13 protein-coding genes are annotated in these 17,609 nt (G+C 72.3%); 4 read left to right on the top strand and 9 right to left on the bottom strand.

All coding sequences use genetic code 11. The features are described 5' to 3' along the window. Positions 1-19 precede the first annotated feature (19 nt). The 5 genes from AMK18_RS17510 to hrcA all read right to left on the bottom strand — a co-directional run bounded on the left by AMK18_RS17510 (position 20) and on the right by hrcA (position 4,713). Entirely contained in the window at positions 20-550 is a 531-nt protein-coding gene (locus AMK18_RS17510) for a hypothetical protein (RefSeq protein ID WP_241836586.1), read from the bottom strand. Positions 551-622: 72 nt separating this feature from the next. Next, positions 623-1,369 carry a 16S rRNA (uracil(1498)-N(3))-methyltransferase gene (locus AMK18_RS17515; RefSeq protein ID WP_018103250.1) on the bottom strand — a complete coding sequence of 249 codons (747 nt, stop codon included), beginning with the start codon at positions 1,367-1,369 and terminating at the stop codon, positions 623-625. Continuing rightward, positions 1,366-2,439, bottom strand: a complete 1,074-nt coding sequence (locus AMK18_RS17520; protein WP_073863490.1) for a nitronate monooxygenase — start codon at positions 2,437-2,439, stop codon at positions 1,366-1,368. Before AMK18_RS17520 ends, AMK18_RS17515 begins: the two co-directional genes overlap by 4 nt. Positions 2,440-2,559: 120 nt before the next feature. Beyond that, a complete protein-coding gene (gene dnaJ, locus AMK18_RS17525) occupies positions 2,560-3,696 on the bottom strand; it encodes a molecular chaperone DnaJ (protein WP_018103248.1) in 1,137 nt (378 codons plus the stop codon). Further along, positions 3,697-4,713: a heat-inducible transcriptional repressor HrcA gene (gene hrcA, locus AMK18_RS17530; protein ID WP_073863491.1), complete on the bottom strand. Its 1,017-nt coding sequence runs from the start codon at positions 4,711-4,713 to the stop codon at positions 3,697-3,699. A gap of 185 nt (positions 4,714-4,898) precedes the next feature. Between hrcA and AMK18_RS17535 the strand changes: the two genes are divergently transcribed. The 3 genes from AMK18_RS17535 (at position 4,899) to AMK18_RS17545 (ending at position 9,472) form a co-directional block, all read left to right on the top strand. Continuing rightward, positions 4,899-5,621 (top strand): MBL fold metallo-hydrolase, encoded by a 723-nt coding sequence (locus AMK18_RS17535; protein WP_018103246.1) that lies wholly within the window; start codon positions 4,899-4,901, stop codon positions 5,619-5,621. Positions 5,622-5,662: 41 nt separating this feature from the next. Continuing rightward, entirely contained in the window at positions 5,663-6,481 is an 819-nt protein-coding gene (locus tag AMK18_RS17540) for a DUF3097 domain-containing protein (protein ID WP_073863492.1), read from the top strand. Between the two features lie 117 nt (positions 6,482-6,598). Then, on the top strand, positions 6,599-9,472 hold the full coding sequence (locus tag AMK18_RS17545; protein ID WP_073863493.1) for a hypothetical protein: 2,874 nt from the start codon (positions 6,599-6,601) through the stop codon (positions 9,470-9,472). 51 nt (positions 9,473-9,523) lie between these two features. Here the strand turns inward: AMK18_RS17545 and hemW are convergent, their stop codons facing one another. The 4 genes from hemW to lepA all read right to left on the bottom strand — a co-directional run bounded on the left by hemW (position 9,524) and on the right by lepA (position 16,908). Then, on the bottom strand, positions 9,524-10,756 hold the full coding sequence (gene hemW, locus AMK18_RS17550) for a radical SAM family heme chaperone HemW (RefSeq protein ID WP_073863494.1): 1,233 nt from the start codon (positions 10,754-10,756) through the stop codon (positions 9,524-9,526). Positions 10,757-10,810: 54 nt separating this feature from the next. Next, complete coding sequence (locus tag AMK18_RS17555) at positions 10,811-12,703, bottom strand: ATP-binding SpoIIE family protein phosphatase (RefSeq protein WP_073863495.1); 1,893 nt, start codon at positions 12,701-12,703, stop codon at positions 10,811-10,813. A 224-nt stretch (positions 12,704-12,927) separates the two neighbouring features. Then, on the bottom strand, positions 12,928-14,817 hold the full coding sequence (locus tag AMK18_RS17560; RefSeq protein WP_073863496.1) for an AMP-dependent synthetase/ligase: 1,890 nt from the start codon (positions 14,815-14,817) through the stop codon (positions 12,928-12,930). A gap of 216 nt (positions 14,818-15,033) precedes the next feature. Next, a complete protein-coding gene (gene lepA / locus AMK18_RS17565) occupies positions 15,034-16,908 on the bottom strand; it encodes a translation elongation factor 4 (RefSeq protein WP_026171536.1) in 1,875 nt (624 codons plus the stop codon). Positions 16,909-17,122: 214 nt separating this feature from the next. Between lepA and rpsT the strand changes: the two genes are divergently transcribed. Next, positions 17,123-17,389, top strand: a complete 267-nt coding sequence (gene rpsT, locus AMK18_RS17570) for a 30S ribosomal protein S20 (protein WP_018103239.1) — start codon at positions 17,123-17,125, stop codon at positions 17,387-17,389. Positions 17,390-17,609: the final 220 nt, after the last annotated feature.

Raw genomic sequence — 17,609 nt, forward strand, 5'->3', positions numbered from 1 at the left:
AACCGCCGCGGTCACGCCGCTACTTGCCGGGGTACGCGGTGACCGTCACCGTCACGGTGGCCGTCGGGCCGCTGTCCGGGCCGGGGGCTCCGGCGGGCGGCGCGGTCGTGGCCGGGGCGGTGCAGTCGCCGAGCAGGGTGGCCCGGAAGACGGCGCGCCCACCGGTCTTCGCGGTCATGTCGCCCCGTACGCACCGGCCTTCGACCGCGTAGGTCACCTGCCCGTCCAGGGCGATGTCCCCGCCGGACTTGGTCTTGCCGTCGCAGTGGACCTCGGCCGCCCGGCGGGTGGCGGAGGGCGCCGCGGAGCGGTTGGCGCCGCCGCCGTCGAGCGAGGCCGTGCAGGTCAGCCAGCGCACCTGGACGCCTTCGTGCTCCAAGGCGCGGGTGGCGGTCCGGTCCGTGGTGAAGGCGACGGACGCGGTGTTCAACGCGCCGGTGGCGTCGCCCGGTTCACAGGCGGTGAGCCCGGCGACGGCGGCCGCGGCGAGGCAGAGCGCGGCCGGAAAACGACGGGCCGCACGATGGCCCCCTGCCCTTGATGTCCCCATACGGGCAGCTTCCCACCCCGTCCGACGGCGCGGTAGACCGCTTCCGGGCACAACCACCCCATCGGGGACGGTTTACGACCAGCGCCCCGTGCGCCCCAGGAGCAGCGCCGTCGCCGCGGTGCCCGCCGTCGAGGTGCGCAGGACCGAGGGGCCGAGGCGGCAGGTGTGGGCGCCCGCGGCGGCGAACGCGGTCAGCTCGTCCGGCGACACACCGCCCTCGGGGCCGACGACCAGCACGATCTCGCCCTCACCGGGCAGGGCGACGGTGGCCAGCGCTTCGCTCGGGTGGTCGCGGTCCTCGTGCAGGACGGCCGCGAAGTCGGCCCCGGCGAGCAGGCCCGCGACCTGCTTGGTGGTGGCCAGGTCCGCCACGTCCGGGAAGAGCACCCGGCGCGACTGCTTTCCGGCCTCCCGGGCCGTGGCGCGCCATTTGGCCAGGGACTTGAGGCCGCGGTCGCCCTTCCACTGGGTGATGCAGCGCGCCGCCTGCCACGGGACGACCGCGTCGACACCGGTCTCCGTCATCGTCTCCACGGCGACCTCGCCCCGGTCCCCCTTGGGCAGGGCCTGGACGACGGTGATCCGCAGCGCGGGGCGCGGCTCCTCGTGGACCGGCGCCAGGTCGCCGACGACCAGCCGGTCCTTGCCCTCGGCGGCGCGCACGACACCCTGGGCCCACCGGCCGCGGCCGTCCGTGAGGACGACCTCCTCGCCGGTGCGCAGGCGCTTCACGGAGACGGCGTGGCGTCCCTCGGGCCCGTCGAGGACGAACTCGGGGGCGTCCGGCAGGTGTCCGACGACGAAGACGGGTGCCGTCACTGTGCGCTCCTTGTGCTCACTGCCGTCCGTGCGGCGTCCAGTTCCTCGGCGAGCAGCCGGACCAGCCGTCCGGCGGGCAGCTCGCGGGCCATGCGGTGGCCCTGCCCGGCCCAGAGCGCCATGCCCTGGGCGTCCCCGACGCGGGCGGCGGCCCTGCGCAGCACGGAGGTCATGTGGTGGACCTGGGGGTAGGCGGCGGGGGCGTACGGGCCGTGCTCGCGCACGAAGCGGTTGACCAGGCCGCGTGCCGGGCGCCCGGAGAAGGCCCTGGTCAGGGTGGTCCGGACGAACAGCGGGTTGGTCAGGGCCTGTTTGTGCAGGACGTGGGCGCCGGACTCCGGGCAGGCCAGGAAGGCGGTGCCGAGCTGGGCGGCGTCCGCGCCCGCCGCGAGGACCGCGGCGATCTGGGCGCCGCGCATCAGGCCGCCCGCGGCGACGACCGGTATCTGCACGGTCTCGCGGACCTGGGCGACCAGGCTCAGCAGCCCGGTGCCGCCGTCCTCGGTCGCCGGGTCGTCGTGGAACGTGGAGCGGTGGCCGCCCGCCTCGGTGCCCTGGGCGCAGACGGCGTCGGCCCCGGCCCACTCGGCGGCCTGGGCCTCCTCCGGCGAGGTGACCGTGACGACGGTGTACGTACCGGCGGCCGCGAACGCGTCGAGCGTGTCGCGCGAGGGGCAGCCGAAGGTGAAGGAGACGACCGGGACCGGGGCTTCGAGGAGGACGGCGAGCTTGTCCTCGTAACCGTCGTCGCCGGGGACGTCCGGGTCGCCGAGCCCGGTCTCGTAACGGCCGGTCTCGTCCGCGAGCCGGTGGCGGTAGTCCTCCAGCGCGGCGGGGTCCGCCGGTTCGCACTGCGGCATGAAGAGGTTGACGCCGAAGGGCTGCCCGGTCAGGGCGCGCACCTGCTGGATCTCGTCGCGCAGGGCGTCCGCCGTCTTGTATCCGGCGGCCAGGAAGCCCAGCGCACCGGCCTCGGAGACGGCGGCGGCGAGCTGCGGGCAGGACGGACCGCCGGCCATGGGGGCCTGCACGAGGGGATACCGGCAGAGAGCGGTCAGCGCGGAGGGCATGACCGCATCGTGTCATGTCCTTCCTGTCCCGTGATGCCCGCCCCACGGCAGCGTTTTGGCCGGTCGCGGCGCGCCGGTACGGGCCCGGAGGCCGGGCCCGTACCGGGTGCGCGCAAGCCGTCAGCGGCCGTTGAAGGCGTCCTTCAGGCGGGAGAACAAGCCCTGCTGGCCCGGCTGGAACTGGCCGGTGGGCCGCTCCTCGCCGCGCAGCTTGGACAGTTCGCGCAGCAGGCGTTCCTGCTCGGGGTCGAGCTTGACCGGGGTGGTCACCTCGACGTGCACGATGAGGTCGCCGCGTCCGCCGCCCCGCAGGTGGGTGATGCCGCGCCCGTGCAGCGGGACCGACTGGCCGGACTGGGTGCCCGGCCGGATGTCGACCTCCTCCAGGCCGTCCAGCGTCTCCAGCGGCACCTTGGTACCGAGGGCCGCCGCCGTCATGGGGATGGTGACCGTGCAGTGCAGGTCGTCGCCGCGGCGCTGGAACACCGCGTGCGGCAGCTCGTGGATCTCGACGTAGAGGTCTCCGGCGGGGCCGCCGCCGGGGCCGACCTCGCCCTCGCCCGCGAGCTGGATGCGGGTGCCGTTGTCGACACCGGCGGGGATCTTCACGGTCAGCGTGCGTCGCGAGCGGATGCGGCCGTCACCGGCGCACTCCGGGCACGGGGTCGGCACGACCGTACCGAAGCCCTGGCACTGGGGGCAGGGGCGGGAGGTCATGACCTGGCCGAGGAAGGACCGGGTGACCTGGGAGACCTCACCGCGGCCGCGGCACATGTCGCAGGTCTGCGCCGAGGTGCCCGGGGCCGCGCCCTCGCCGCTGCACGTGGTGCAGACGACGGCGGTGTCGACCTGGATGTCCTTGGTGGTGCCGAAGGCCGCCTCGGCGAGGTCGATCTCCAGCCGGATCATGGCGTCCTGGCCGCGCCGGGTGCGCGAGCGGGGCCCGCGCTGCGACGACGTGCCGAAGAACGCGTCCATGATGTCGGAGAAGTTGCCGAAGCCGCCCTGGCCGAAGCCGCCCGCGCCGGCGCCGCCGGACTGCGAGAGCGGGTCTCCGCCGAGGTCGTAGACCTGCTTCTTCTGCGCGTCCGACAGGACCTCGTAAGCGGCGTTGATCTCCTTGAACCGCTCCTGGGTCTTCGGATCGGGGTTGACGTCCGGGTGCAGCTCGCGGGCGAGCCTCCGGAATGCCTTCTTGATCTCGTCCTGGGAAGCGTCGCGGCGCACGCCGAGTACGGCGTAGTAGTCCGTGGCCACTTACGACTCCGCCAGGATCTGTCCGACGTAACGTGCCACTGCGCGTACCGCTCCCATCGTTCCGGGGTAGTCCATGCGGGTCGGTCCGACCACGCCGAGTTTGGCGACTGCCTCGTCGCCCGAACCGTAGCCGACCGCGACGACGGACGTGGAGTTGAGGCCCTCGTGGGCGTTCTCGTGCCCGATGCGTACGGTCATGCCCGAGTCCTTGGCCTCGCCGAGCAGCTTCAGCAGCACCACCTGTTCCTCCAGTGCTTCGAGCACCGGCCGGATCATCACAGGGAAGTCGTGTCCGAAGCGGGTGAGGTTGGAGGTGCCGCCGATCATCAGCCGCTCCTCCGTCTCCTCGACAAGCGTTTCGAGCAGGATCGAGAGAACGGTGGACACGGTTCCCCGGTCCTCGCTCTCGAAGGATTCCGGCAGGTCCTGCACCAACTGCGGGACGTCGGCGAACCGGCGCCCCACCACCCGGCTGTTGAGCCGGGCCCGCAGATCGGCGAGCGCGGTCTCGCCGAACGGCGCCGGGCAGTCCACCAGCCGCTGTTCGACCCGTCCGGTGTCCGTGATCAGCACGAGCATCAGCCGCGCCGGGGCCAGGGACAGCAGCTCCACGTGCCGCACCGTCGAACGGGTCAGCGAGGGGTACTGCACGACGGCGACCTGCCGGGTCAGCTGCGCGAGCAGCCGTACGGTGCGGCCCACGACGTCGTCCAGGTCGACCGCGCCGTCGAGGAAGTTCTGAATGGCGCGGCGCTCGGGCGAGGAGAGGGGCTTGACGCCCGCCAGCTTGTCCACGAAGAGCCGGTAGCCCTTGTCCGTCGGGATGCGCCCGGCGCTGGTGTGGGGCTGGGCGATGAAGCCCTCCTCCTCCAGCACCGCCATGTCGTTGCGGACGGTCGCCGGGGAGACCCCCAGCTTGTGCCGCTCCGTGAGCGCCTTGGAGCCGACGGGCTCCTCGGTCCCGACGTAGTCCTGGACGATCGCGCGCAGCACTTCGAGTCTGCGTTCGCTGAGCATCGCGCGCACACCTCCAGCTGTCCACGTCGGTGTTCCCGGGCCGTTCCCGGGATTCCTCCTGGCACTCGGTGCGTACGAGTGCCAGCGATCCCCGGCCAGTGTACGGCGACGGGGTGGTGCCCTAGCAAGGGCGACCGGCCACGCTACCTCGCTGCCGCGCAGGTCGCTGCCGATAGCGTCGCCGTATGGATGCCTCTTGGGAAGACTTCGGATGGGAGCGGCTGGGTCACGGAACGGGCCGTCGGCGCCTCCCGGTCTGGGACGCGACGGCCCTGCTGGTGGCCGGGGCGGACGGGGTGCTGCTCTGTGACACCGGTGCGTCACTGCGCGAGGGCGTGGAACTGCGCACCCAGGCCGAGGCGCTGCTCGGCCGGAGGGTGACGCACATCGCACTCAGCCACCCCCACTTCGACCATGTGCTGGGCACGGCCGCGTTCGCCGGAGCCCGGGTGTACGGCTCCGAGGGCATGGCGGAGCTGCTGCGTCACGGGGCCGGTGAGCTGTACGCGGACGCGGTGGCCCAGGGCCTGCCCGAGGCGGACGCGGCCGAGTCCGCCGATGTGCTGGTGGCCCCGCGGCACGAGGTGCGCGGGGAGCTGACGGTGGACCTGGGCGGCGGCCGGGAGGTGGTCCTGGTGAACGTGGGCGCGGCGCACAGCGGCCACGACCTGGCGGTGCTGGTCCCGGGCTCCCCCGCGCTGGTTTTCTGCGGCGACCTGGTCGAGGAGTCGGGCGAGCCCCAGGCCGGTCCGGACGCCCGTCCGGCGCACTGGCCGGGCGCGCTGGACCGGCTGCTGGAACTGGGCGGGGAGGACGCGTTGTACGTGCCGGGGCACGGGGCGGTGGTGGACGCGGCGTTCGTCCGGGCCCAGCGGGCGGAGCTGGCGGGGCGGTTCGGCGTGTCGTAGGTCTTCCCCGCCGATCGGTCTTCCCCGCTTATCGTCGTGCGATGCGCAGCTACCAGCCTGATCTGACCCCGCCGTGGAAGAAGTCCGCCCCCGCCCCGGAGGTGCCCGCCGAGACCGATCTGGTCGTGGAGGAGGCGGTGACCGGTTTCTGCGGCGCGGTCATCCGGTGCGAGAAGACCGCCGAGGGGCCGACGGTGACCCTGGAGGACCGGTTCGGCAAGCACCGGGTCTTCCCGATGGCGCCGCGCGGCTTCCTGCTTGAGGGCCGGGTCGTCACGCTGGTGCGCCCGTCGGCCGGGGGCCCGGTACGGCCCACGCGTACGGCCTCCGGTTCGGTGGCGGTGCCCGGGGCGCGGGCGCGGGTGGCGCGGGCCGGGCGGATCTATGTGGAGGGGCGCCACGACGCGGAGCTGGTCGAGCGGGTCTGGGGCGACGACCTGCGCATCGAGGGCGTGGTCGTGGAGTACCTGGAGGGCATCGACGACCTGCCCTCGATCGTGCGGGAGTTCGCGCCCGCGCCGGACGCCCGCCTCGGGGTGCTGGTGGACCATCTGGTGCCCGGTTCCAAGGAGTCCCGGATCGCGGCCCAGGTGTCGGACGGCAACGTGCTGGTGGTCGGGCACCCGTACATCGACGTGTGGGAGGCCGTGAAGCCCTCGTCGGTGGGGATCGCGGCGTGGCCGGTGGTGCCGCGCGGGCAGGACTGGAAGACGGGCGTGTGCCGGGCGCTGGGCTGGCCGGAGAACACCGGGGCGGCCTGGCAGCGCATCCTGTCCTCGGTGCGCTCCTACCGGGACCTTCAGCCCGAACTCCTGGGCCGCGTCGAGGAATTGATTGATTTCGTCACCCTTCCGGACTGATGTCCGGCCGGCCTTCCCCTCGATCCGGCACCAATCCGGATGAATAGCTGCGCCTCGCACACATCATCGGTTATTGAGTGGGGCCAGGCTCTTTTCGCGAGGGAAGGCACGGGGGCGATGACACGCGAGGTGTGGCGGGACACGGCGGAGAACGAGGCGGCCTCCGCCGTCTTCCATTTCATGCAGCAGCTCATCGACGGCTACCGCCACAACCGGCCCGTGATGCCCCTGGTGGTCCTCCAGGCCGCCGACGCCGACGTACCGCCCGACGTGGACGCCCGGGTCGAGCAGATCGTGCGCCAGGTCCACCGGGCCAACCAGCCGCGCCGCGTCCCCCTCCGCCTGCTCGACGGGCACGGCGACTCCCCGTACGACGCGGCGCTCGACATGGTCCGCACGCTGACCGAGAAGCCGTGGGAGACCCGGGGCGGTTCGCAGTACAAGCCGTTCGCGTTCCCCCGTTCCCGGCTGCTCGGCGCCATCGAGCAGGCCACCGAGGCCGTGCTGCGGGACCCGGACCCGGGCTGCTCCCGGGACCAGCGCGACGAGCGGATCCTGGAGGAGCTGAGCGCGCTGCGCTGGCGGGCCGGGCGGCGCGGCCGGGGCACCTGGTGGACCGCGCTGCGCGAGTCGGTGCGGCCGGAGACCTTCGTGGGGGCCGTGGTCATCGCGGTCCTGGGTGTGCTGCTCGGCGAGATCGGCTGGCTGCCGACCATGCTGGTGGCCGTGGGCGCGGTCCTCGGGCTCGCGGTGATCCGGCTGGCGACGACGTCGGCGCCGCCGCTGCTGTGGCTGCGCCGGGCCAGCCGGTGGTTCGCCACCACCTCGTCGCTGGCCGCCGCCAGTACCGGCTATCCGTCGGACGGCTGGTCCCGGCTCTCGCCCAGTGGTTCGTGGCGGGTGATCCGGGCGCGGGCGGCGGTGGTCGCGGGGCGGGTGGCCGACGCGGCGGCGGGCGACGAGCTGTCGCGCCAGTTCCACCTGGAGCTGAGGGTCCAGGCGCTGCTGGAGGACCTGCGCAACAACTACCGGCCGCACGCGTGGGACTGGCGGCGCGGCAAGCGGACCGTGCCGCCGGTGGTCTTCCTGCCGAGGGCCGTCCAGAGCAACGGCGGCGTGCAGCTGATCAACGCGGTCAACAACGTCCGCTCCCGGCGCAGCGAGGTCGATCCGCTGCTGCTCCTGGCCTCGCTGCCGGCGGCCGAGATCCTGCGGCACACCCCGCCGCTGCCGCCCGACCCGCCGCCGGTGCACACGGGTGCGGCGCGGGCCCGGTACGAGGACTGGGTCGGCCATCTCAGCGTGGGGCAGTCGCCCTCGGGCACGGCCACGCCCGCCTGGGTGCTGCGACTGCCGCTGTCGACGGACCAGCTGACCCATGAGCACGCGCACGCGCAGCTGTCCACGCAGCGGGTGCGCAGGACGTGGGTGTGGTGGGTGATGTCGCGGACGACGCTCGCCGGTCTGATGGCCGGCGCGCTGCTGGGCACGATGCTGGTGAGCAACCACCTGGCCAACCGTTACTGCCACGGCCCGCTCACGGATGTCGACACGGACTCGGTGCGGCTGGCCGGGCCGGGCGGCGGGGACAAGGAGTGCATCGGCGTGGCGACGTCCACCCGGGTGCGCTTCGCGGAGGACAACGGCCTGGAGCTGGACGGGGCCGGGGCGGGCGTCACCTTCGACCGGATCGAGCGGGCGGTGGCCGAGGAGAACGCCTCGATCGAGCCGGGCGACAAGTACGTCACGCTGATCTACGCGGGTCCGTTCACCGCCCCGTCCGCGGAGGGCACCCGCAAGGCCCTGGAGGAGCTGACCGGCGTCTACCTCTACCAGCACCACACCAACACGCTGGACTTCTCCGTGAAGCTGCGGGTGCTGACCGCCAACGGCGGGCAGGACATGCTCCAGCAGATACCCGCGGTGAAGAAGATCATCGAGGTGGCCGAAAGAGATCCCTCGGTCGTCGGCGTGGTCGGGCTCGGCCGGGACACCACCGACAGCCCGGAGGCCACCGCGCTCCTTCAGCGGGCGGGCCTGCCCGTGGTGGACACCACCAACTCCGGCGGCTATCTGGCGACGGACTACTCCAACTACTTCGGCCTGGCGGCCACCGACCAGGAGCAGGCGGACGCCCTCGGCCTCGTCGCGAAGCAGGTGGCGGCAGGGGCGCCCGGCACGCACAAACCCCGGGCCCTGGTCCTGTCGCGCAAGCTCGTCAACAACGACAAGGACCGCTACACGGTCGAGCAGCGCAAGGTGGGCAGCGCGATGCTCGCCAAGTCGGGCTTCGCGCTGTCGGAGCCGGTGGAGTACGACCTCGGCCGCCGCAGCAGCGCCGATCTGGACCGCCCCGTGCAGCAGATCTGCGCGGCGGACCCGGCGCCGGACGCGCTGTACTTCGCGGGCCGGGTCGAGGACGTCTCCAACCTGATGAGCCGCCTCGCCCACAGCTGTGCGCGCCGCCCCATCACCGTCTTCACGGGCGACGACCTGACCAAGACCCGGCTCGACGCGAGCACGGACACCACGAAGAACGTCACGCTCTACCACACGGCCCTCGCCCCGATGGGCCGCGGCCGCGCCGACGGCTTCTACGAGGAGTCGCACCGGGCCCTGGCCAAGCTGCTGCCCGAGGGCGGGACGCTTCCCCGCCTCCCGGCGTCGAAACCGTACGAGGACCCGCTCTTCGCGAGCGGCCAGTCGGTGATGTCGTACAGCGCCACGGCCGCGCTGTACGACGCGGCGAGCCACGGCGACGCGGTGAACAGCGCGGCGGAGACCTGGGCGAACCTGTACGCGGTGAACCTGCGGACGATGCCCACGGGGACGATCACCTTCCGCGGCTTCATCCCGTACGAGGCGCAGGCGGGCCACGGTCTGGACGTCGTGCAGATCACCTACCCGGACGGCCGGAGCCACGCCCGGGTCATCTGCGGCCGGGCGGCGGGGAAGGTGGCCCTGGAGCCGCCGGAGTGCCCGCTGAAGTGAGCGGGGGCGTACGCCTTGTTCGGTGCGTACGCCCCCGAGCGCGCGCCGGGCTCAGTCGACCAGGTCGCGTACCACCGCGTCGGCCAGCAGCCGCCCGCGCAGCGTCAGCACGGCCCGGCCGTCGGCGAACGGCGTCGGTTCCAGGAGGCCGTCGTCCACCGCCCGGCGGGCCGCCGCGAGGCCGGCGGGGGCGAGCAGGGAGAGCGGGCAGCCGTCCACGAGCCGCAGTTCCAGCAGGATGCGCTCGACGCGGCGGTCCTCGGCGGACAGGATCTCGCGCCCGGCCCCCGGCGAACGCCCCTCGGCGAGCGCCTGCGCGTACGCCCCCGGGTGCTTCACGTTCCACCAGCGCACGCCCCCGACGTGGCTGTGCGCCCCCGGTCCGGCGCCCCACCAGTCGGCGCCCCGCCAGTACAGCTCGTTGTGCAGGCAGCGGCCCTCGGGCGTACGGGCCCAGTTCGACACCTCGTACCAGGAGTAGCCGGCGGCGGCCATCGCCTCGTCCGCGATCAGGTAGCGGTCGGCGTGCGCGTCGTCGTCGGTCATCGGGATCTCACCGCGCTTGATGCGGCGGGCGAGGCCGGTGCCCTCCTCCACGATGAGCGCGTACGCGGAGACGTGGTCGGGCCCGGCGCCGATCGCCGCGTCCAGGGACGCGCGCCAGTCGTCGTCGGACTCGCCGGGGGTGCCGTAGATCAGGTCCAGGTTGATGTGCTCGAACCCGGCCGCCCGCGCCTCGGCCACACAGGCCTCGGGCCGGCCCGGGGTGTGGGTGCGGTCGAGGATCTTCAGGACGTGCTGCCGGGCGCTCTGCATGCCGAAGGAGATCCGGTTGAAACCGCCCTCGCGCAGCTCGGCCAGGTAGTCCGGGCCCACGGACTCCGGATTGGCCTCGGTGGTGATCTCGGCGTCGTCGGCGAGCCCGAACTCCTCGCGGACCGCCGCCAGCATCCGGACCAGGTCGGCCGCCGCGAGCAGGGTCGGGGTGCCGCCGCCCACGAAGACCGTGCGCACCGGGCGGGGGTCGTCGCCGAGGACCTTGCGGGCCTGGCGGACCTCGCCGATCAGGTGGGACGCGTAGTTGTCGCGGGAGGCCAGCGCACCGCCGGAGCCGCGCAGCTCGGTCGCGGTGTAGGTGTTGAAGTCGCAGTAGCCGCAGCGGGTCGCGCAGTACGGCACGTGCAGGTAGAAGCCGAGCGGGCGGTCGGCTGCGCCTTCCAGGGCATGGCGGGGCAGCGCCCCGTCGTCGGGCACGGGTTCACCATCGGGCAGTACGGAAGGCATACCGCCCATTGTCGCGCGCCGCCCGGCAAACGGACGCCATGCCCCGGACCGGCGCTACTCGGCCTGGAGCACCAGGAGCGCCAGGTCGTCGTCCGGCGGCCGCTCGGCGAAGTCGTGCACGGCGTGCTTGATGCGCTCCGCGATCCCCTCCGCACTCAGCCCCGCGCACCCCGACAGCGCCTTCGCCAGCCCGTCCCCGTCATCGAACATCAGGCCGCCCGAGCGCCGCTCCGTGACCCCGTCGGTGACGCAGAGCAGGCTGTCGCCGGGTGCCAGGTCGAAGCTCTGGGTCTCGTAGACGGCGTCGTCCAGCAGCCCGAGCAGCAGCTGCGGCTCGGCGGCGGGGCGCACGGTGCCGTCCGGGCGCAGCAGCAGCGGCAGCGGGTGCCCGGCGCTGGCCAGGGTGCAGCGGGCGCCGCCCCCGGGCAGCGGCACCAGCTCCCCGTACAGCAGGGACAGGAAGCGGGACTGCCCGCCGTTGTCCGCGGAGTGCTGGCCCCCGGCGGCGGCGACCATGAGCGCGGCGGCCTCGGCGGCCTCCATGGCGTCGTCCAGGAGCAGCCGGTTGAGCCGGACCAGGACCTCGTCGGCCTGGAAGCCCTCGCGGGCCAGCAGCCGCAGCCAGGGGCGCGCCAGGCCGGTGACGACGGCGGCCTCGGGGCCGCTGCCCTGGACGTCGCCGAGGACGAAGCACCAGCGGTCGCCGGGGCACGGGAAGATGTCGTAGAAGTCACCGCCCACGACGCCGTCGTCGCTCGGTTCGTAGACGAGGGAGCTGGCCACCCCCGGTATTTGGGCGACCTTGCTGGGCAGCAGCCCGCGCTGGAGGATGCGGCTGATGGTGGCCTGCCGGGTGTAGGCGCGGGCGGCGCCCACGGCGAGGCCGACCCGGCGCACGAAGTCCTCGATGAGGGCCGTCAGCTCGTCGGGCAGCCGGTCGGTGGACTCGCGGCCCAGGAGTACGGCTCCGAGGGTGCGGCCGCCCGAGGTGATCCGGTAGGCGAAGGCGACGCCCTCCTGCTCGTCCGGCGGCTCGCCGTCCTCCGCGCTGCCGGGCCACGGCATGGTGACGGCGCCGGTGCCGACGCGCTCGGGGAGCCGGAGCGGGTCGCCCTCCAGCAGGGCGCGCAGCGTCCCGATGTGCTCCTCGTCCACGTGCCAGACCTTGGCGAGGCGGGGGACGGCCGCGGGGCCGCCGCTCTCGGGCTCCAGCCAGATCGCGCACCAGTCGGCGAGGCGGGGGACGAGTAACTGACCGGCGAGGGCCGCCACGATGTCCTCGTCCAGCTGCCCGGCCAGCAGGTCGGACGCCTCGGCGAGGAAGGACAGCGCGCCGCGCCCGGCCCAGTCCCCGTCGTCGCGGCCGGTGCGCCGGGCGGAGGGGGCGAGCAGCTCGGCGGCGCGCAGGCCGCGGTCGAGCCCGGTCTCGCCGCGCCCCTCGGGGAACGGGTTCCAGTCGTCCACGGGGAGCCGGGCCCAGACGGTCTTCGTACCGGTGCGGTAGGTGATGCCCCAGCGCTCGGCGAGGGCGGCGACGATGTCCAGGCCGCGCCCGTAGTCGGCGGGCTCGCCCACGCCCTCGGAGCTGTGTGCGTGGTCGCCGCGGACCGTGCGGCCGGGGTGGTGGTCGGAGACCTCCAGGACCAGGGCGGACTGCTCGTCCTCGGTGGCCTCCTCCAGCCGGAAGAGGAGTTCGACCGCGGTGCCCGCGTGGACGACGGCGTTGGTCACCAGCTCGCTGACGATCATCGCGGCGTCATCGGACAGCCGCTCGCTGAACCCGACCGCGGCGGGCAGTCCCAGCCCGGTCCACTCGTCCAGCGCGGCGGTGACGAACCTCCGGGCCGCCGCGGGCGCGAGGAGGTTGCCGGGCAGGCTGGTCCGGGCGACCGGCTGTGAGCCTGTGGCGGCGGTGGTTCCGGGACGCTGCACGATGTCCCGCTGCAAGGGAATGGACCCCACAGGGCGGCTCCTGACCTGTTCTCGCTCTGCCTGTTTCTCCGTGGTGCGCCGCTGACGACACGGACAGAGTGACAGATCGGCCCTTCACATACGCGCCGAGTTACCGAAGTGGGTGGTCAAGACGTTGCGATCAAGAACGCGCCGGCCCCCCGCGCCGGTGTGCGCGGGGGGCTTTCGGGGGGGGCGTACGGAGGTGCCGCGGGCGCCGGTCAGGCTTCGCGGGAGCCCGCGTACATCTCCTCGATCAGGTCCTTGTAGGTGCGCTCCACGACCGGCCGCTTCAGCTTGAGGCTGGGCGTGACCTCGCCGTGCTCGATGTCGAGGTCACGCGGGAGCAGCCGGAACTTCTTGATGGTCTGCCAGCGCTGAAGGCCCTCGTTGAGCCGCTTCACGTAGCCGTCGATGAGCTCGACGGTCTTCGGGGAGGCCACGACGTCCGCGTACGACTTGCCCTCCATGCCGTTCTCGGCGGCCCAGCCGAGGATGGTGGGCTCGTCCAGGGCGATCAGCGCGGTGCAGAAGTTACGGTCCGCGCCGTGCACCAGGATGTTGGAGACGAACGGGCAGACGGCCTTGAACTGGCCCTCGACCTCGGCGGGCGCGATGTACTTGCCGCCCGACGTCTTGATCAGGTCCTTCTTGCGGTCGGTGATCCGGAGGTAGCCGTCCACGGAGAGCTCGCCGATGTCGCCGGTGTGGAACCAGCCGTCGGCCTCCAGCACATCGGCGGTCTTGTCCGGCAGCCCCTGGTAGCCCTGCATGATGCCGGGGCCGCGCAGCAGGATCTCGCCGTCGTCGGCGATCCGCACCTCGGTGCCGGGGAGCGGCTTGCCGACCGTGCCGGTGCGGTAGCTCTCGCCGGGGTTGACGAAGGAGGCGGCGCTGGACTCGGTGAGGCCGTAGCCCTCCAGGATGTGGATGCCGGCGCCGGAGAAGAAGAGCCCGATGTCGGGGGCGAGCGCGGCGGAGCCGGAAACACAGGCGCGGAGCCGGCCGCCGAACGCCTCGCGGATCTTGGCGAAGACCAGCGCGTCGGCGACCTTGTGCTTGCTGCCGAGCGCGAAGGGCACGGACGCCTTGCCGGTGCGCCGGAAGTTGTCCTGGGAGACCTTGGCGTACTCGCGGGCGACACCGGCCGCCCACTGGAAGATCTTGTACTTGGCCCCGCCGCCCGCGCGCGCCTTGGCCGCGACCCCGTTGTAGACCTTCTCGAAGATGCGCGGCACGGCGGCCATGTAGGTCGGCTGGACGACCGGCAGGTTCTCGATGATCTTGTCGACGCGGCCGTCGACCGCGGTGACGTGGCCGACCTCGATCTGCCCGGAGGTGAGGACCTTGCCGAAGACGTGGGCGAGCGGCAGCCAGAGGTACTGGACGTCGTCCTTGGTGATCAGGCCCGTGGAGACGGTGGCCTTGGCCATGTACGACCAGTTGTCGTGCGGCAGCCGTACGCCCTTGGGACGGCCGGTGGTGCCCGAGGTGTAGATGAGGGTCGCCAGCTGCTCGGAGGTGATGGCGTCGACGCGCTCGCGGACCGCCTCCGGGTTCTTCGCCAGGTGCTCGGCGCCCAGGGCCTCCAGCTCGGCCAGGGTGAGCACCCAGCCCTCGGGGTCGCCCTCGGCCGGTCCTGCGCCCTCCGCGTCGATGACCACGACATGGGCGAGGTTCGGAAGCTCGGCGCGGCGCTCGCGGGCCTTGGCCAGCTGGACGGCGTCCTCGGCGATCAGGACCCGGCTCTCGGAGTCGGCGAGGATGAACGCCGACTCCTCGGCGTTGGTGGAGGGGTAGACCGTGGTGGTCGCGGCGCCCGCGCACATGACGCCGAGGTCGACGAGGATCCACTCGACCCGGGTGGAGGAGGCGAGCGCGACGCGCTCCTCCGGGTTCACGCCGAGCGCGATGAGCCCGGCGGCGACGGCGTACACCCGCTCGGCGGCCTGCGCCCAGCTCAGCGACTTCCACTCGTCGGGGCCCTCGCCGCCGGCCGCGGGCACCGGGTAGCGGTACGCCTCCCCGTCCGGGGTGGCCGCCACCCGGTCGATGAAGAGGGTCGCCACGGAGGGCGGACGGTTATCGATCATGGTCTGTGTGTCGCTCACGACATCCTCCGGGCCTGCGGCGATGGTGCTTGCTGCTGTCTGCGTCTACGTGCTGCGATCCCGCTTGCTTAACTGGCGAGTAACTAAGAAGTCGTGATCAGGGTAGAGCGCCCGCGCGCCCCGCGTAAGGGGCAATCGGACGCCGCTTGATAACGAACGGGCCCCCGCACCGCAGCGTGCTGCGATACGGGGGCCGCCTGTCCTGTCCTGCCCGGACTACTTCTTGGCCTTGCCGTCCCCGGCGGACTCGTCGGTCGACAGCACGGAGATGAACGCGTCCTGCGGCACCTCCACGTTGCCGACCATCTTCATCCGCTTCTTGCCTTCCTTCTGCTTCTCCAGCAGCTTGCGCTTACGGGAGATGTCGCCGCCGTAGCACTTGGCGAGGACGTCCTTGCGGATGGCGCGGACGGTCTCGCGGGCGATGACCCGGGAGCCGATGGCCGCCTGGATCGGCACCTCGAAGTTCTGCCGGGGGATGAGCTTCTGCAGCTTGGCGACGAGGCGTACACCGTACGCGTACGCCTTGTCCTTGTGCGTGACCGCGGAGAACGCGTCGACCTTGTCGCCGTGCAGCAGGATGTCGACCTTGACGAGCTGGGCCGACTGCTCGCCGGTGGGCTCGTAGTCGAGGGAGGCGTAACCCCGGGTCTTGGACTTCAGCTGGTCGAAGAAGTCGAAGACGATCTCCGCGAGCGGCAGCGTGTAGCGGATCTCGACGCGGTCCTCGGAGAGGTAGTCCATGCCGAGGAGGGTGCCGCGGCGCTGCTGGCACAGCTCCATGATCGCGCCGATGAACTCGCTGGGCGCCAGGACCGTGGCCCGGACGACCGGCTCGTGCACCTTGTCGATCTTGCCCTCGGGGAATTCACTCGGGTTGGTGACGACGTGCTCGCTGCCGTCCTCCATCTCGACCCGGTAGACCACGTTGGGCGCGGTGGCGATGAGGTCGAGGCCGAACTCGCGCTCCAGCCGCTCGCGGACCACGTCCAGGTGGAGCAGGCCGAGGAAGCCGACGCGGAAGCCGAAGCCGAGCGCCGCGGAGGTCTCCGGCTCGTACACCAGGGCGGCGTCGTTGAGCTGGAGCTTGTCCAGGGCCTCGCGCAGGTCCGGGTAGTCCGAGCCGTCCAGCGGGTAGAGCCCGGAGAACACCATCGGCTTGGGGTCCTTGTAGCCGCCCAGGGCCTCGGTCGCGCCGTTGTTCAGCGAGGTGATCGTGTCACCGACCTTGGACTGCCGGACGTCCTTCACACCGGTGATGATGTAGCCGACCTCGCCGACGCCGATGCCGTCGGAGGGCGTCATCTCCGGCGAGGAGACACCGATCTCCAGCAGCTCGTGGGTGGCGCCGGTCGACATCATCCGGATCCGCTCGCGCTTGTTGAGCGAGCCGTCCACGACACGGACGTACGTGACGACGCCCCGGTACGAGTCGTAGACCGAGTCGAAGATCATCGCGCGGGCGGGCGCGTCGGCGTTCCCGACGGGCGCCGGGACGTCCCGGACGACGCGGTCGAGCAGCGCGTCCACGCCCATGCCGGTCTTCGCGGAGACCTTGAGCACGTCCTCCGGCTGGCAGCCGATGAGGTGGGCCAGCTCCTCGGAGAACTTCTCGGGCTGGGCGGCCGGAAGGTCGATCTTGTTGAGCACCGGGACGATGGTGAGGTCGTTCTCCATCGCCAGGTAGAGGTTGGCCAGGGTCTGGGCCTCGATGCCCTGCGCGGCGTCGACCAGCAGGATCGTGCCCTCGCAGGCGGCCAGCGACCGGGAGACCTCGTACGTGAAGTCGACGTGGCCCGGCGTGTCGATCATGTTGAGGACATGGGTGCTGCCCTGGCCCTCACCGGTGGTCGGCGCCCAGGGCAGGCGGACCGCCTGGGACTTGATGGTGATGCCGCGCTCGCGCTCGATGTCCATCCGGTCGAGGTACTGAGCGCGCATCTGCCGCTGGTCGACCACCCCGGTGAGCTGGAGCATCCGGTCGGCAAGGGTCGACTTGCCGTGGTCGATGTGCGCGATGATGCAGAAATTGCGGATCAGCGCCGGGTCGGTACGGCTCGGCTCGGGCACGTGGAGAGGAGTCGCGGGCACGCAGGGTCCTGATTCTTGAGACGCCGGACGCCGTGTCTCGGGTCGGTTCGGGTCGGGGCGGATCTGTACGTAGCCTCCATCGTCCCACGCCTGCGGGGCGGCGACCGGTTTGGGCCGGTCGGACCGCTCCTGCTACCGTGGACAGCTGTGCCATGTGGCTCTCGGGCCGCACGGACACACATCGAAGATCCAACGAACCTGAAAAGGCTCTTTCGTGGCGAACATCAAGTCCCAGATCAAGCGGAACAAGACGAACGAGAAGGCGCGCCTGCGCAACAAGGCCGTCAAGTCGTCGCTCAAGACCGCGATCCGCAAGGCCCGCGAGGCCGTCGCCGCCGGCGACGTCGAGAAGGCCACCGTCGCCGTGCGCGCCGCGTCCCGTCAGCTGGACAAGGCCGTCTCGAAGGGTGTCATCCACAAGAACGCCGCCGCCAACAAGAAGTCGGCGCTGGCCTCCAAGGCTGCCACCCTCCAGGGCTGAGCGATCTGATCCCAACGCCGGAACGGATCAAGCGGGCCCTCTACCCCGCTCCTGCCCGGCCCCCGCGCCGCACACCGAACCTGCGTTCGCCACGCGGGTGCGACGCACCCATCTGAACCCGAGGCCCCGCCACCCTTTCCCCAGGGAGCGGGGCCTTCGGCATGGGCGTCAGCCCTGCCCGCCCGCGATCGGATTGCCCGAACCGGCGCGCCCACGACCC

The sequence above is a fragment of the Streptomyces sp. CB01249 genome (genome assembly GCF_001905735.1).
Classification (GTDB): Bacteria; Actinomycetota; Actinomycetes; order Streptomycetales; family Streptomycetaceae; genus Streptomyces.